Source organism: Kitasatospora sp. NPDC034023 (genome assembly GCF_055575795.1).
Genome location: NZ_JBVIRY010000003.1, coordinates 269,478 through 284,574 on the forward strand (window position 1 = coordinate 269,478; position 15,097 = coordinate 284,574).

General features: G+C 74.6%; 11 protein-coding genes. 7 read left to right on the forward strand and 4 right to left on the reverse strand.

Features of this window, described 5'->3' with window-relative positions:
* The first annotated feature begins 54 nt into the window (after positions 1 to 54).
* Positions 55 to 1,098: a HEAT repeat domain-containing protein gene (locus ACZ52R_RS06495; RefSeq protein ID WP_465619272.1), complete on the forward strand. Its 1,044-nt coding sequence runs from the start codon at positions 55 to 57 to the stop codon at positions 1,096 to 1,098.
* Positions 1,099 to 1,253: 155 nt separating this feature from the next.
* Here ACZ52R_RS06495 and ACZ52R_RS06500 read toward each other — a convergent pair whose 3' ends face one another.
* Both ACZ52R_RS06500 and ACZ52R_RS06505 read right to left on the reverse strand, forming a co-directional pair.
* The gene (locus tag ACZ52R_RS06500; protein ID WP_465619270.1) at positions 1,254 to 2,525 is read right to left on the reverse strand and encodes an MFS transporter; all 1,272 of its coding nucleotides are present in this window, start codon (positions 2,523 to 2,525) and stop codon (positions 1,254 to 1,256) included.
* A 50-nt stretch (positions 2,526 to 2,575) separates the two neighbouring features.
* Positions 2,576 to 3,169 (reverse strand): ArsR/SmtB family transcription factor, encoded by a 594-nt coding sequence (locus ACZ52R_RS06505; RefSeq protein ID WP_465619268.1) that lies wholly within the window; start codon positions 3,167 to 3,169, stop codon positions 2,576 to 2,578.
* A gap of 206 nt (positions 3,170 to 3,375) precedes the next feature.
* Between ACZ52R_RS06505 and ACZ52R_RS06510 the strand changes: the two genes are divergently transcribed.
* The 3 genes from ACZ52R_RS06510 to ACZ52R_RS06520 all read left to right on the forward strand — a co-directional run bounded on the left by ACZ52R_RS06510 (position 3,376) and on the right by ACZ52R_RS06520 (position 7,516).
* Positions 3,376 to 4,116, forward strand: a complete 741-nt coding sequence (locus ACZ52R_RS06510; RefSeq protein ID WP_465619266.1) for a hypothetical protein — start codon at positions 3,376 to 3,378, stop codon at positions 4,114 to 4,116.
* 46 nt (positions 4,117 to 4,162) lie between these two features.
* The gene (locus ACZ52R_RS06515) at positions 4,163 to 6,325 is read left to right on the forward strand and encodes a bifunctional polysaccharide deacetylase/glycosyltransferase family 2 protein (protein ID WP_465619264.1); all 2,163 of its coding nucleotides are present in this window, start codon (positions 4,163 to 4,165) and stop codon (positions 6,323 to 6,325) included.
* A 306-nt stretch (positions 6,326 to 6,631) separates the two neighbouring features.
* Positions 6,632 to 7,516: a S1 family peptidase gene (locus ACZ52R_RS06520; protein WP_465619262.1), complete on the forward strand. Its 885-nt coding sequence runs from the start codon at positions 6,632 to 6,634 to the stop codon at positions 7,514 to 7,516.
* Positions 7,517 to 7,923: 407 nt separating this feature from the next.
* Here the strand turns inward: ACZ52R_RS06520 and ACZ52R_RS06525 are convergent, their stop codons facing one another.
* Both ACZ52R_RS06525 and ACZ52R_RS06530 read right to left on the reverse strand, forming a co-directional pair.
* The gene (locus tag ACZ52R_RS06525) at positions 7,924 to 10,872 is read right to left on the reverse strand and encodes an RNA repair domain-containing protein (RefSeq protein ID WP_465619260.1); all 2,949 of its coding nucleotides are present in this window, start codon (positions 10,870 to 10,872) and stop codon (positions 7,924 to 7,926) included.
* A complete protein-coding gene (locus ACZ52R_RS06530; protein WP_465619258.1) occupies positions 10,872 to 12,608 on the reverse strand; it encodes an RNA ligase family protein in 1,737 nt (578 codons plus the stop codon). The genes ACZ52R_RS06525 and ACZ52R_RS06530 overlap by 1 nt, the downstream gene beginning before the upstream one ends.
* 203 nt (positions 12,609 to 12,811) lie before the next feature.
* Between ACZ52R_RS06530 and ACZ52R_RS06535 the strand changes: the two genes are divergently transcribed.
* From ACZ52R_RS06535 to ACZ52R_RS06545, 3 genes are all read left to right on the forward strand, one after another.
* Positions 12,812 to 13,597, forward strand: coding sequence for a class I SAM-dependent methyltransferase (locus ACZ52R_RS06535; protein ID WP_465619256.1), 786 nt, complete (start codon positions 12,812 to 12,814; stop codon positions 13,595 to 13,597).
* 140 nt (positions 13,598 to 13,737) lie between these two features.
* The gene (locus ACZ52R_RS06540) at positions 13,738 to 14,454 is read left to right on the forward strand and encodes a flavodoxin family protein (RefSeq protein WP_465619254.1); all 717 of its coding nucleotides are present in this window, start codon (positions 13,738 to 13,740) and stop codon (positions 14,452 to 14,454) included.
* A 113-nt stretch (positions 14,455 to 14,567) separates the two neighbouring features.
* Positions 14,568 to 14,834, forward strand: coding sequence for a hypothetical protein (locus ACZ52R_RS06545; RefSeq protein ID WP_465619252.1), 267 nt, complete (start codon positions 14,568 to 14,570; stop codon positions 14,832 to 14,834).
* Positions 14,835 to 15,097: the final 263 nt, after the last annotated feature.

Below are 15,097 nucleotides of genomic sequence, written 5' to 3' on the forward strand. Positions count from 1 at the left end.
CCCGGGCGGAGGAGCCGGGGGAGTTGTCGGTGGGGCGGGCTAGCGTGGCGGGCCATGGACACTCGGCAGGCGGTACGGGATCTCGGTTCCCCGGATGCGACGGTTCGGCGGGCGGCGGCATGGGCCTTGCGCGAGCGCGGCGATGCGCAGCCGGCGGCGGTTGCGCAGAGCGCGGTGCCGCTGCTGGGCGATCCGGATGCCGAGGTGCGGCAGACGGCGGTGCGGGTGTTCTGCTCGTGGGGCGAGGACGTCGTGCCCCTGCTGCAGGCGGTGCGTCGGAACGGGCCCGGGGCCGCGCGGGCGAGTGCGCTGGAGGCGCTCGCGGAGATCGGCGGGGAGGCGGTGATTGGCGCCCGGGATCTGGCGGCGCTGGAGCGGCTGGTGCGGGTGAAGGCGCCCGAGGACGCGCCGGAGCCGCTCGCCTGCTGCTTCCTGTCGTGGATCGCGGTCGCCACCGGCGACCAGGCCGGGGTGATGGACCTGCTCGGCCTGTCCGCGCCGCGCCCGGTGCCGTTCGCGGCCGGTGTGTACGCGGCCGACATCGACGGTCACGGGGGTTTCGACGACGATCGGCACGACGCCTTCCGCCGGGTGTTCGTCACCCCTGAGCTGGCCGGATGGACGCTGGTCGTCGGCGCCTGGTGCGATCCGAGCGATGCCGAGCGTGCCGCCGAGGTCCTGGCGGCCTGCGAGCGGCTGAGCGCCCGCTACGGGCGTGCCCAGGCGTACTGGTGGAGCGCGCAGAACGACGGCTCGGCGGTGCTGGTCGCCGAACACGGCGCGGCCGTGCGGCGGTTCGCGTACATCCCGGGTGAGGACACGCGGCACCTGGAACTCGGCGCGCCGCTCGGGTACGAGCAGCGGCGGCGAGCCGAGCTCGGGCTGCCCGCGCTGGTGGAGGGGTGGGTGGAGCCGGATGGCGACGACGAGGACGACTGGGTGTGGGAGCTGTTGGAGCTGGCGCCGCGCCTGGCAGGTGAGTTGAGCCTCGATCCGCTGTCGCTCGGGCCGGGGACGCCGGTGCGCGGGGCCGGTGTCCTCGCCCTCACCGCGTACGGTCGTCGGATGCGGGCGCCGGCGGGGGCGCTGCTGCTGTGACCCCGCACGGCTCCGCGACGGTGGCCCGGACGGTCTCGCCGTCCGCGCGGGCGGCCCGCCCGGCCCGCCCGGTCGATGCTGTCCGGTCCGTGCCGCACGGGCCGGGACGCTGTCGGGCCGGCGGACCGCCGCGGGTTCAGTGGTCTGCCGCGGGTTCAGTGGTTCGTCTGCCGCCGCGGCAGTTCGGCGCGCCGGACCGTGCCGGAGGCCAGGGCGACGGCCGCGCCCAGGCAGGAGACGGCGCCGCAGCCGGCGAAGACCGGGGCCGCGCCCCAGGCGCCGATGGCGGCGCCGACCAGCGGGTAGCTGAGCGGGGCGAGGCCGAGCATGGTGAGCATCACGACGGAGGTGACCCGGCCGAGGTAGGCGGGGTCCGTCGCGGTCTGGACGAGGGCGCTGTCCAGGCCGCCGGAGACGCCCGCGCACAGGCCGACGAGCGCGGCCAGCGCGGCGGCGGTCCCCAGGCTCGGGACGAGGCCCATCGCGGCCACGCCCGTACTGGCCACGAGCAGGGTGCCCGCCATGGTCAGGCCCGCCCGGGGCAGTCGGCCGACGACGGTGAGCAGCGCGGCGCCGGCGGTGGCCCCGGCGCCGAAACAGGCGACGATCCAGCCGTAGCCGGACGGGCCCCAGCCGCGCTCGGCGTTGAGGAGCACCATGCCGACGTTGAGGGTGCCGGTGAGGCCGAGTTCGCAGACGGCGCCGACGGCGACCAGCGGACCGATCAGGCGGTGGCGGCGGAGGTAGCGCAGCCCGTCGAGGAGGTCCGCGCGTGCGGTGCCGCGGCGGGGCGCCGCCTCGTCCGGGGGCGTCTCGAGGGCACGGACCCGGATGGTCAGCAGGAGCGGCAGGGAGAGCGCGAAGAGCAGGCCCGCCGTGGCGAAGGCGGCCGCCGGGCCGCCCAGGCCCATGGCCAGGCCGCCGAGCGGCGGGCCCGCGATCTGGCCGAGGCGCATCGACAGCGAGCGCATCCCGGTGACCCGGGCCAGCTGGTCGGGGCCGGTGATCCGGGGCGGGAGGGCGCCGACGGCGGGGACGAACAGCGCGTCCACGGCGCCGAACACGAGCGCCACCGCGACCAGCAGCCAGAGCGCGGGCGTGGTCAGGGCGATGGCTGCGGCCACCGAGAGGATGAGCAGGCAGCGCAGGGCGTCGCTGCCGAGGATCACCCGCCGGGGGTCCAGCCGGTCGGCCAGCACGCCGCCGCCGAGCATGAGCACCGCGCGCGGGAGCGCCCCGGCGGCCATGACCAGGCCGACCTCGGTGGGGCCGGCGGCCCGCTGCGCGGACCAGCCGAGCGCGACGAAGTAGACGCTGTCGCCGATCAGGGAAGCGGTGTAGGCGGCGAGCCAGCGCAGCACGTTGCCGTCGCGGTGGGCGGGCGGCGTGGCGGTGCGCAGGGGGCGGGTCGTCTCCGCGAGGGCCATCACGGTCTCCGGTTCGTCTGTGCGGGGGTGCGGGGGCGGTCTGAGTGAGGTCAGGGGCGGAAGGGGAACCCGTACAGGTGGACGGACACGTGCTCGCGCCCCTCGGTGTCGCCGACCGCCCTGGCGGCCTTGCCGCGCTCCCGCCAGCGCCGGGACAGGTCCTGCAACTCCTCGCCCAGTTCGGCGAGTTCGGCCGGATTGAGGTCGAGCAGCCATTCGAGGCTGAAGGCCGCGTCGGTCCACTCCGTGCCCCAGGCGGCGCCCTGGTCCAGGTAGGCGCGGTACTGGGCGGCCCGGGAGTCGACGAGCCCGCGGGCCACCGCGCCGACGGCGGCGGCACCTTCGGGCGTGTCGGAGAGGTCGGACTCCCGGAAGCCCCAGCCCTCCTCGGAGGCGACCTGCCACCACCGCTCCCGGCCGTCGGTGCTCCGGCCGCTCGCCTCGGCGACGAAGCCGTGCTCGGCGAGCTTGCGCAGGTGGTAGCTGACCAGGGACGGCGCCTGGTCGACCTGCTCGGCGAGCTGCGAGGCGGTGGCACTGCCCGCCGCGTAGAGCAGTCGGTAGAGCTGCATCCGCAGCGGGTTGGTGAACGCCTTCAGACGGGACAGGTCGGTGATCCGGTTGGGCTCCGGCTTCTGGGTCATGGGTCCACGGTAGATTCGAAAGAAAAGTTGCGCAATAGAAATTGCGAACCCTGGGGTCCGGCGGTCGGCACGGTTTCCCGAGAAGGTGTGACAGCGAGCCGGCCGTCGGCGCTGAACAGGTACGACCACCTCACCGCCCGGTCCGCCGTGATCGACGGGTGCAGCCGTGGTAGCCCTGTGAACCGACAACACCTGGACTCGACATCGTGCCCGTCACGTCGTACGGCCCATGGCCGACCGCCGAGGAGCAGCCTGACCCTCCGCTGGTCCCGAGGTACTTTCACGGCCCGGCGGCCGGCGGACCGGTCGTCGGAACCCCGACCGACCACTTCGCCCCCGCGGTCGGTCCCGCCGACCACCTCGCCCCCGCGGTCGGTTCCGCCGACCACTTCGCGTGGCCCGACGAGGCGGGCGAGTCGGACACCGCCGAGCTGTCCGCCGTCACCGACACCGCGGACGAGCAGCCCGCGCCCCCGCCCGTGTTCGTCGACGCCTCCGGCCGCCGTCAGCGCCGGATCCGCAGGTTCGGGGCGGTGCTGGCCGTGCCGGCCGGTGGGTACCTCGCGCTGCTGGGCAGCACCCTGCTCGGCGGCCCCACCGTGAACGCGCCGTTCCTTCCGCTGCCCCAGCCGCCCGCGCCGAGCGCGCCCGCCCAGGCATCCACACCGTCCACGGCGCCGTCCGCCGCCCCGGAGGCCGCGGCCCCGCCCGGCGCGGCGCCCACCGTGACCCCCGCCCGCCAGGCCGGCACCGGCCCGGTCGGGGACCGGCACCCGCAGACGACCGGCGTGCCGACCGGGCCCTCCGCCGGCCTCCCGAGCGCCCCCGCAGGTACCGGCTCGCCCGCTCCGGTCACCAGCCCCGCGGCGCCGCCGAACACCCCGCCCGGGCACGGCCGCCCCACGAGCCCTCCGGGCAACTCCGGCAACAAGCCCGGCAAACCCTGACGCCCGACTAGCCACCATTACGACCCGCACCCCCGAAAGCAGCGCCATGAGCTCAACCCGCCGCCGTCGAACCGCCGCCCCCGACCGCACCCGCAGAGGCAGGCGCGGAGTGGTGAGGCAGGGCCCGCTGCGCACCCACTGGCTGCTGCTCACCGCCCTGCTGCTCACTCTCTCCGGCGCCCTGCTGCTCCAGGGGTACACCCAGCACAGCTTCGACGACCGCCCGGACCAGACGGCCGCGCACGCGGGCACGAGCACCGTGCCGACGGCGATCCGCGAAGGCGGACCGGTGATCGACGCCGCCGGCCCCCAGCCGCGCAGCGCCGCTCCCAAGCCCGGCACCATCGTCCTCACCTTCGACGACGGCCCCGACCCGACCTGGACCCCGCAGATCCTCGACGTCCTGCGCCGCGAAGGGGTGCACGCCACGTTCTTCGTGGTCGGCACCCAAGCCGCCGCCCACCCGGACCTGATCCGCCGGATCGTCTCCGAGGGCCATCAGATCGGCGTGCACACGTTCACCCACACCGACCTCGGCCCCGCGCCCGACTGGCGCCGCTCGCTGGAACTGCGCGAGACCCAGCTCGCACTGGCCGGTTCGGCGGGAGTGACCAGCTCCCTCCTGCGGCCGCCGTACTCCTCCAGCCCGGACGCCCTGGACGACGGCGAGTGGGACGCCGTGCAGCAGGCCGGGCACGCGGGGTACCTGACCGTGCTCACCACCCAGGACAGCGAGGACTGGCGCCGACCCGGGACCGCGCAGATCCTGAAGACCCTCGACGACGCTGCGGGCGGCCCGGGCCGGATCGTGCTCATGCACGACTCGGGCGGCGACCGCTCCCAGACCGTGGCGGCGCTGACCGCCCTGCTGCCCCGGCTGAAGGACCGCGGCCTGCACTTCGCCACGGTCAGCGAGGCGGTCGGCCTGTCCGACCCCGTCCACCGGGCCGGGACCGCCGACCGGCTCCAGGGGACCGCGTTCATGTGGCTCCTCCGGGGCGGCGACCGGACGCTCGCGGCGCTGGGCTGGCTGTTGTGGGCGGCGGGCGCGATCAGCGTGCTGCGGGCCGTCGCCGTGCTGGCGGCAGCCCGTCGGCACAAGCGGCTGCGGCGCCGGCCATGGGGGCCGCCGGTCACCGAGCCGGTCAGTGTGATCGTGCCCGCGTACAACGAGTCCGCCGGGATCGAGGCCGCACTGCGGTCGCTGCTCGCCTCCGACCACCCGGTGGAGGTGATCGTGGTCGACGACGGCTCGACCGACGGCACGGCCGACCTGGTCGAGTCGCTCGACCTGCCGTACACCCGGGTGATCCGGCAGGAGAACGCGGGCAAGCCGGCCGCCCTCAACACCGGTATCGCCGCCGCCCGCGCGGAGCTGCTGGTCATGGTGGACGGTGACACCGTGTTCGAGCCGGACGCCGTCCGGCACCTCGTGCAGCCGTTCGCCGACCCCTCGGTCGGAGCGGTCTCCGGCAACGCCAAGGTGATCAACCGCGGTGGTCTGCTGGGCCGTTGGCAGCACATCGAGTACGTGGTCGGCTTCAACCTGGACCGCCGGCTCTTCGACCTCGCCGAGTGCATGCCCACCGTGCCGGGCGCGGTCGGCGCCTTCCGCCGCTCCGCGCTGCTGGCGGTCGGCGGCGTGGGCGAGGAGACGCTCGCCGAGGACACCGACCTCACCATGGCGTTGTGCCGGGCCGGTTGGCGGGTGGTCTACGAGGAGCGGGCCAAGGCCTGGACCGAGGCCCCCGCCTCGCTGAGCGCCCTGTGGCGCCAGCGCTACCGCTGGTGCTACGGCACCCTGCAGGCGATGTGGAAGCACCGCGGCGCGCTCGTCCAGGGCGGGCAGGCCGGCAAGCTGGGCCGGCGAGGGCTGCTCTACCTGCTGATGTTCCAGGTCCTCCTGCCCCTGCTCGCCCCGGTGGTCGACGTCTTCGCGCTGTACGGACTGGCCTTCCTCGACCCGGTGCGGATCGTCGGGCTGTGGGCGGCGTTCCTGCTGGTCCAGATGCTGATGGGTGCCTACGCGTTCCGGCTGGACAAGGAACGGTACGGACCGCTGTGGAGCCTGCCGCTGCAGCAGTTCGTCTACCGGCAGCTGATGTACCTGGTGGTGATCCAGTCGGTCTTCACCGCGCTGGCGGGATCCCGCCTGCGCTGGCAGCGGATGCAGCGCTACGGCACGCTCCGGGTCCCGACGGGCGGCTGACCCGGGTCGGCTCGACCGGCCTGACGGACAGCCCGTCATCGTGGTCCGAACGTCCCGTGCCGACGGCCCGGGTTTCCTGGACCGCGGCCCGGCGGGCGGTCCGTGGGGTTGTCGAGATGGTGTGCAGGCCGTGTCCGGGGCCTTGTGCCGCCCTCCGGCTCTGCCCATACTTCCCGTCAGCGCCTGTCAGGGGCAGATCATCCGCGATGGCACCCCCATGGACACCGTCGGTTGTCCGCGCACTCCCTGACCGCGCCTCACGGCCCCCACACCCTCAGGGGGCCTCTCACTCCCAGGAGGAGACCAGTGAGGACCACGCGCACCATCCCCCACACCAGCACCGCGAGGACCACCCGACTGCTCGCCGCCGCCGTCGGCCTGCTGTCCGCCACCGCGGTGGCCGCGCCGAGTGCGGTCGCCGCCCCCACCGCACCCGCCGGCCCGGCCCGACTCGCCGCGGTGAGCGACGCCCTGCAGCGGACCGACGTCAACGGCATCGCCTGGTACGTCGACCCGACGGCCGACCGTGTCGTCGTCACGGTGGACGGCACCGTCCCACCGGCCGCGATCGCCAGGATCAAGCAGGCCGCCGGCCCCGACGCCGCCACGCTGCGGATCCAGCACTCCCCGGGCACCTTCCGCCCGCTGCTCGCCGCGGGCAGTGCCATCTACGGCGGCCAGTACCGCTGCTCGCTCGGCTTCAACGTGGTGAGCGGCAGCACCTACTACTTCCTCACCGCGGGGCACTGCGGAAACGTCGCGAGCACCTGGTACACCAACTCCGGCCACACCACGCTGATCGGGGCGACCGTCAACTCCAGCTTCCCCGGCAACGACTACGCGCTCGTCCGCTACGACAACAGCGCGGTGAGCCACACCGGCGGCTTCACCTCCGCCCCGAACGCCTACGTCGGGGAAGCGGTCAAGCGCACCGGATCCACCAGCGGCACCCACGGAGGCACGGTCACCGGCCTCAACGCCACCGTGCGCTACTCCGACGGCGGCACCGTACGCGGCATGATCCAGACCAACGTCTGCGCCGAGCCCGGCGATTCGGGCGGCCCGCTGTACGACGCCACCAAGGCCCTCGGCATCACCTCCGGCGGCAGTGGTGACTGCAGCACCGGCGGTACCACCTTCTTCCAGCCGGTCAACGAGGCGCTCGCCGCGTACGGCGTCAACGTCTACTGACCCCGACCGTCCTCCTCCATCCGTCCACCCCGGAACCGGCCCCCGGGCGGGGGTCCACCCTGCCCGGGGCCCGGTTCCTCGGCGCGCGTCGTCCTGCCGGTCGACTACGTCGTGGACGTCCGGACGATCGCCTACCGAACGGACCCCCGGGGCACCGCCACTCCGAGGCAGGTTCGCCCGTCTCCTTCGAGGGGGACCACATCGACGACCACCGGGGCTGGGGGCTGGAGCGTCCTCATCCTCGGTGAGGCCCACTGCACCGACACCCCGGACGAGGAACAGCGCCTCTCGGCCCTCCCAGGCTCCATCCCTGGTCCGGCCGGCTCGTACGGGGGCCTGGCGACATGTGCCAGGGTCCGCTCCGGATTCTTGTCGATGCCGTCCTCGTCCGTGCCCGGGGGTGAGGTTCAGCTGGTGAGGGTGGGGACCGCGCCGCCCTCGACGTGCTGGAGGTGGACGCCGGGGAGGTGGCGGCACCAGGCGGTGGCGGCCGTGGCGAGTCGGTCCGCGGTGAGCGGGGTGGGGCCGAGGCCGATGGGGAAGTGGGTGAGGCCGTCGGGAGACCGGTAGGGGTGCGGCCAGGCGTGGAGGTGGGTGGCGCCGGCTTCCTCCAGGGCGGCCAGGAGGGTGCGGAGGCGGCCGCGGACCAGCCCGACGGACTCCTCCCTGACGGTGACCACGGCCCAGGCGGCGTGGCGGCGGTGCAGCGGGGGCGGGGCGAGCAGGGCGGGCCAGGGGTCGGTGCTCTCCGTGGTGAGCTCCCAGGCGCGGTAGAGCTCCTCGGTGAGCAGGTCGCGGGTGTCGGCGCTGACCTGGGTGGTACAACTGCGGACGGGGGAGGAAGGGGTGACGATGGAGATCGGTTCGGACTGATGGCACATCAGGTACCTGGACAGGCAGACGGGTTGGCGCCAGTCCCAGCCGGCCCAGGTCTCGGTGAACTGCCGGAACAGGTCGCCGTCGGCGTCAGTTCCGGCCGCGTCACTTCCGTCCGTGTCACTTCCGTCCGCGTCATCGCCGTCCGAGTCGTGAGCGTCACCGGCGTCCAGGACGACGCGCGCGGCGAGCACCGACCAGGCGAGCGACGGCAGTTGGCCGAAGGGGGCGGAATCCAGGCCGCGCGCCCGGGACCAGGCCTTGACCTGACGGGCCAGCCGGACGAAGCGGTCGTGCCGGTCGCCGAGGGCTGCCAGGATCGCCTCGGCGTCCGTGACCGCGCTCAGCGCGACGGCTTCCGCCTCGCCCAACTCCGCACGGCGGGCCACGGCTTGGGCCGGGTCGAGTGAGCCGGTGAAGACGACGACGAGGTCGACGGACAGGCCGTCCGCCTCCAGTCGCACCCCCGGCACCCGGGCGCCGCGCACCTCGCGCAGCTGTCGGGCGTCCGGCAGCGCGGCCGCGATCCGGGTGCGGACGCCGGGCAGGTCGGCCGGGCCGGGCAGCGCCGCCACCAGGTCCAGGTCGGCGCCGTCCAGCTGGCAGCCCAGCCGCCGTGAGCCGACGACGTGGACCGCGCCGTCCGGTAGCGCCTCGGTGATGCGTTGAGCCAACGCCCAGGCGAAGGAGGTCCGTTCGGGCGACTCCGGCTCCGGCTGCCGCGAGACGGTCGGCTCCTCGGGCACCGGGCGCACCTCGCCCGTCCCCAGCGCGATCACCGCGCGGGGCCGCATCGGCTCGGAGCCCCGGCGCGAGAGCACCACCAGCTCGCCCACCCGGGCCGAGACCTCGGTGAGCCGGGCCGCGCAGTCGGCGGCCACCCGCTGCGGGTCGGTGCTGCGCCCGAGGGTCAGGTGCGGCGTGAAGCCCTCCGCGCGGCCGCGGCAGCGGGGGAAGCGGCGTTCCAGCGCGTGCCGCAGCGCCGCCCAGGGCTCGGCGGAGGCGGCGGCCGGGTCGAGCCAGATGGTGGCGTCCTCGCGGTGGCCGAAGGTGTGCACCCCTGTCAGGCGCGCGGCGAACGGCGCCGTCTCGGCGGCGGCCGCGCCCAGCAGCGGCAGGGCGCGGTCGAACTCGGCCTCCGGGACGAAGCCGAACAGCAGGTTGACGTGCGGCGGCCAGCGGCGCAGCTGCGGGTCGTACGCGGCGCGCAGCCGCTGGATCGGCGGCCACAGCTCCTCGGGCGGCAGCCAGGCGACGGCGGTCCGGGGGGTGGGCGCGGCGTCGAGGACGTCCGGCGTCCCGCCCGCTCCGTCGAGGGTGAGGTCCACGGCTACGCCGTAGTGGTCGGAGGGGTGCAGTCCGTCGGCGGTCGGGCGCTCGCCCAGCAGGGCGGCGGCGGTGATGCGGGTGCTGTCGGCGCGGTGCAGGACGCGGTCGAGGCGGCCCGGGCGGCCGGTGAGCGAGGAGACGGCGGCGAGCGGGTTGGCGGTCGGGTCGAAGGTGGGGGTGTCGTCGGACGGGCCGTGCACCTGCGTCCAGGCGTCGCGCAGGCCGAGTGCGGCGGCCGGGCCGGTGGCGCCGGAGCGGGCGTCGTTGAAGTCCCCGAGCAGTAGCAGTTCACCCTCGAGGCCGCCCAACCCTTCGGCCAGCTGGGCGAGTTCGGCTTCGCGGCGGGCCGCGCCGTCCGGCGAGTGGTCGCTGCTCAGGTGGACGGCGGCGACCGTCAGCGGTTCGCCGGCGGTCCGTACGGTGATCGCGGTGACGGCCTTGTGCGGGCCCAGCGCGTGCCGGCCGGCCTCCAGGACCGGCAGCCGGCTGAGCAGCAGCAGGCCGTGCTCGTCGACGTCCCGGCCGAGCGGGTCCGCGTTGAGGGTGTAGCCGGCGCGGACCCAGGGCGCCGCCAGCAGCAGGGCGACCAGCGCCGGCTCGACCTCCTGCAGGGCGATCACGTCGGCGTCGGCGGCCTCCAGTGCGGCGAGCAGCAGCGGGCGGCGGCGGGCGGTGGCGATCCGGTCGGCGTCGTAGCGGTCCCACAGGGTGTTCCAGGTGATGACGCGCAGGTCGCCGACCGCCGGGGCCGAGGGCTGGGCGTGCTCCGAAACGACAGCCTGCCAGCCGTCGCCCGGCCCCCGGGAGGAGCCCGCCCGCGGGGAGCCGTCCGGCTGCCGGTCGCGGTCCGGCTGCCAGGCGTACGGGGTCGTCGCCGCGAAGAAGGGCGAGCGCAGCCGGCGCGGGTCGGTGCGGCGCCCGGCCTCGGTGCTGTCGAGCACGTCCACGCCGGACGCGCGGTCCCAGACCACCACGCCGTCGGCCTCGACCCGGTGCACCCGGTGCCAGGGGATGTCGCCCGCGGCGGCGAAAGCCTCCAGCGGGACGCGTTCGGTGCGGTCGTCGCGCTGGCGCACACCCAGGGTGAACCGGGCCGGGTCGAAGCGGGCGTCCCAGCGGATGCGCTGGCAGATCTGTTCGATGGGACGCATCAGTCCTCCTCGGCGTCGAGCGTGCCCGCCGTGTCTTCCACGGTGCCACCGGCGCCGACGTACCAGGTGCGGTGCGCCTGGCCGGGGTAGGGCGGGCTGAAGCGGTACAGCTGTGCGGTGAGCACGTCGGCCGGCACCGGGTGCGGCCGTACGGCGTTGCGGCGCTGCAGTTCGTCCTCGCCGACCACCAGCACGACCTGGGTGACCAGGGCGTCGCGGCGCTGCGCGATGGCGTGGACCTGGGAGCGCTGCCGGCGGTTGAGCGAGGTGGCGTCCCAGACGACGGTGTCCGCGCGGCCGGCCCCTGGGGCGGCGAGGGCGGCGTCCAGCCGGGCCAGGCCCTCGCGCAGCACCACGGCGTTGTCGCGCTGGTCGGCGCGCGAGCCCCGGGCGGCGCGCAGGTCGTCCAGGCTGATCCGGGCGGCGACACCGGTCAGCCCGGCGGCGAAGCTGCTCTTGCCGCTGCCGGACGGGCCGCACAGGTGCACCAGTCGGGGGAAGCGGCCGTCCCGCCGGCGCCAGGTGGCCGCGACGGCCTCCTCGACGGTGGAGATCCGGCCGAGCGCGTACGCCTCGCGGGCCTGTGCCCAGCAGCGGTCGGCGGCGTCCCGGTCGAGGTCGGCGAGCGCCTCGCGCAGACCGGTGCGCAGCCGGGCGAGCGGCGCCCCGTCGAGCAGCCCGGCGTCCTCGGCGTGCAGCGTGGACCAGGCGACCTGCTCGCGCTCCGCCGCCCCGGGAGCGGCGGCCGCGGCGACGGCGTGCAGCACCCCCAGGTCGGCGGCGCAGGAGAGCCGGACCAGCCCGGCGCGGCGGTCCTCGTCCGGGTACGGCTGCTGCAGCCCCGGGTGCAGCCCGACCAGGTCGGCGACCCGGCGGGCCAGCGGCAGCCCGAGCGGCCCGGCCAGCCGCGGCGCCAGCGACGGCCGGCGCTCGGCGCGCAGCGCGGTCGCGAGCACCCCGGCCAGCCGGGCGTCCCCGCCGCGGCCGAGCTCGTCCAGTCGAGCCGACACCTCCGCCAACTCCTCGGGCTGGCACAACAGTTCGGGCAGTCCCAAAGCGGCGGCCAGGGCGGGCGGTTCGGGCAGCGCGCCGGACCGTACGGACCACAGTGCGGCACTCGGGCCGAGCCCGTTCTCCACCACGGCGGCGTGCATCCAGTGCGTGTCGGTGCGCACGTGGTGCGGGCGCACCCACTTGGCGACCCGCTCGCCGAACTCCGCCCGGGAGAAGCCCCGGACGGTCCGCACGACGTAGCCCTCCTGCCGGTTCAGGTCCAACGGCAGGGCGCGTAGGGCCCGTTCGTCGAAGCGGCCGCGCCACAGCACCGGGGGCGACGGGACGCCGAGGCGGCGCAGGAAGCGGACGGTGTCGTCCCAGTCCAGGCAGTGGTCGCGGTCCGTCCAGACCGAGAAGCCGTAGAACCAGCTCTCCAGGTCGGTGTACGGGATCGAGTGCCGGGCGAACAGGTTCTCGCCGCAGATCCGCCAGCCGTCCGGGATCCGAGCGCCGATCCGGCCCTGCAGGCCCTTCACCCAGGCGCGGGAGGGGTGGTGGGCCGAGTCCAGTGAGCGGGCGTGCAGGCCGTCGGGGTAGAGGGTGGTGTTCTCGCCGTCGAGCTTCTCGGTGACGACGACCTCCGCGCCGGCCAGCGCGGTGAGGTCCCCGGTCCGCACGTCGTCCGCCGCCGCCCCCGGTGACCAGGGAAGATGCGGAGTCCGGGGGTAGTGCACGCGCATGTCCGGGCTCCCGTGAACGTCAGTGATCAGGCGGACACTGTAGAAGCGGTGGCTCCGCGCGGGCCACCGAATAACCGCCGGGGCGCCGCAGTCCCACCCTCGCCATCTCGCGACACGCGGGCAGGAACGTCCCTGCGCGCGGGCGGCCGGACACGGGGGTGCAATGAGCGCGCCCCAACACGTCGTCAGAGGGAGGCCGCAGGGTGGAGACCAAGACGAGGGACGCGGACCCGGTCCGTGTCCTGGACGTGGCGAGCGCCGACTACCGCCGGGCGTTCGAGCTGTTCCTCGCCGGGACGGACGAGAAGCCGATCACCCACGCCCGGCTGAGCGAGCTCGCCGCCACCCTGCCGCACCGCCGGCTCCTGCTGGACCTCGGCGCGGGCGACGGCCGCACCACCGCCCACCTGGCCCGGTCCTTCGACCGTACGGTCGCCGTCGAGCCCAGTGTCGCGATGCGCGAGAAGCTCCGCACCACCTGCCCGGACGCCCTCGTCCTCCCGGAGCGGCTCGACCGGGCCCAGCCGCCCGAGCCGGCCGACCTCGTCCACCTCTCCCACGTGCTCTACTACGTGCCCGAGCCGGACTGGCTCGCCACCGTCACCCGCGCCCTGAACTGGACGGCGCCCGGCGGCGCCCTCCTGGTCGTCCTGCAGAACCCCGAGAGCCCCTGCATGCGGATGGCCGCCCACTTCACCGGCGTCCGCTACGACCTGAGCACCCTCGCCGACCGCCTGCGCGAGCGCCATCCGGCGGACGACATCACCCTCGAGACCCTCGACCTCCACTACCGCACGGCCCACCTCGCCGAGGCCGTGGACGTCGCCGAGTTCATGGTCAACGTCGCCGACCTCGCCACCCTCGACCCCCGCCCCTCCCGCGCCGCCCTGACCGCCTACGTCCAGGACCACTTCACCCGGCCCGACGGCACCTACGCCATCGGCCACACCCAGGACATGCTGATCGTCCGCCGCTCCCCGGTTGCCTGACCCGACCGGTCCCCGACCGGTCGGGGACCGACCTTCAGGCGACCGGCCCAGCCCCGTGTGCGGCCACGGGGCGGGCCTGGTGAGCTGTCCGGGGAGCCCGTCACCCGAGCGGCCTCCCGGACACCCCGACGGAGGACCCTGTGCCGGACCCGACGACGTCGTACGCCGACCTGCGCGCCCTGGTGATCAACTGCACGCTGAAGCGTTCGCCGGAACGCAGCCACACCCAGGGCCTGATCGACGTCTCGACCGGCATCCTGGAACGCCAGGGCGTCCAGGTGGAGGTCCTGCGCGCGGTGGACATCGACATCGCGACGGGGGTCTGGCCGGACATGACCGAGCACGGCTGGGAGACCGACGAGTGGCCGGTGATCTACTCGCAGGTGATGGCCGCCGACATCCTCACGCTCGCCGGTCCGGTGTGGCTGGGAGATAACTCCTCAGTCATGAAGAAGGTCATCGAGCGGCTGTACGCCTGCTCCTCGATCCTCAACGAGCAAGGTCAGTACGCCTATTACGGCCGGGTCGGCGGCTGCCTGATCACCGGCAACGAGGATGGCGCGAAGCACTGCGCGATGAACGTGCTCTACAGCCTGCAGCACCTGGGGTATGTGATCCCGCCGCAGGCGGACGCGGGGTGGGTGGGGGAAGCGGGGCCGGGGCCGTCGTACCTGGATCCGGGGTCGGGTGGGCCGGAGAACGACTTCACGAATCGGAACACCACGTTCATGACGTGGAACCAGCTCCACCTCGCGAGGATGCTCAAGGATGCCGGCGGCATCCCCTCTCACGGCAACCAGCGCTCCGAGTGGGACGCCGGCTGTCGCTTCGACTTCGAGAACCCCGAGCACCGCTGAACCACCGGTCTCTTGCGGCGACGGCCTTGCCTGAGGCGTTGAGCGTGTCCTTGCGGACGATGCCGCCGGGGTAGGCCTGCTCGACGAGCCGGCCGTCCGGACCGTACTTGGCGGTGAACTCGCCCGCCTTGCTGTCGCTCACCGACGTGAGCAGGCCGCGCGGTTCTTTGGAGGTTGGCGCCGAGCGCGTCGGCGGTGACCGAGGTCGCCTTCTTCAGCGTCCAGCCGGCGGTGCCGCCGATCGGCGCGCCGTAGCCGTTCTTGGTGACCCGCAGCTCCACGTCGTCGGCGTAGCCGTCGATGCGGGGGCCCTCCGGATCGTGGTGGTGGTCTTGGTGAGCTGTCCGGCGGTGTCGTACGCCGGCACGGAGCTGGTGTAGGCGATGCCGCCTGCCCCGTTGACGCAGCGGGTCGAGGTGGAGGGCTTGCCCTGGGTTCGTGGCGGCACTGGACGGGATCCGGCGGGAGCTGGGGGTGACGCGAACTCCGGGCCCGGAGTGGTCCGCCGGAACGGACGGTTGACCCGCCCCACGGTGCGCGCGCGGGCCTCCCGCTGCTCCGCGCCCCGCTCGCTCCCCGTGTCCGCGTCGTGTCGCGGCCTGCGCTATCGAGCTGCTATGCGACTTGGGCAAGATCGACCTCG

Coding starts and splice junctions, on each gene's coding strand:
- ACZ52R_RS06515 (WP_465619264.1), top strand. CDS start 4,163: ATGAGCTCAACCCGCCGCCGTCGAACCGCCGCCCCCGACCGCACCCGC.
- ACZ52R_RS06500 (WP_465619270.1), bottom strand. CDS start 2,525: ATGGCCCTCGCGGAGACGACCCGCCCCCTGCGCACCGCCACGCCGCCC.
- ACZ52R_RS06495 (WP_465619272.1), top strand. CDS start 55: ATGGACACTCGGCAGGCGGTACGGGATCTCGGTTCCCCGGATGCGACG.
- ACZ52R_RS06525 (WP_465619260.1), bottom strand. CDS start 10,872: ATGCGTCCCATCGAACAGATCTGCCAGCGCATCCGCTGGGACGCCCGC.
- ACZ52R_RS06530 (WP_465619258.1), bottom strand. CDS start 12,608: ATGCGCGTGCACTACCCCCGGACTCCGCATCTTCCCTGGTCACCGGGG.
- ACZ52R_RS06505 (WP_465619268.1), bottom strand. CDS start 3,169: ATGACCCAGAAGCCGGAGCCCAACCGGATCACCGACCTGTCCCGTCTG.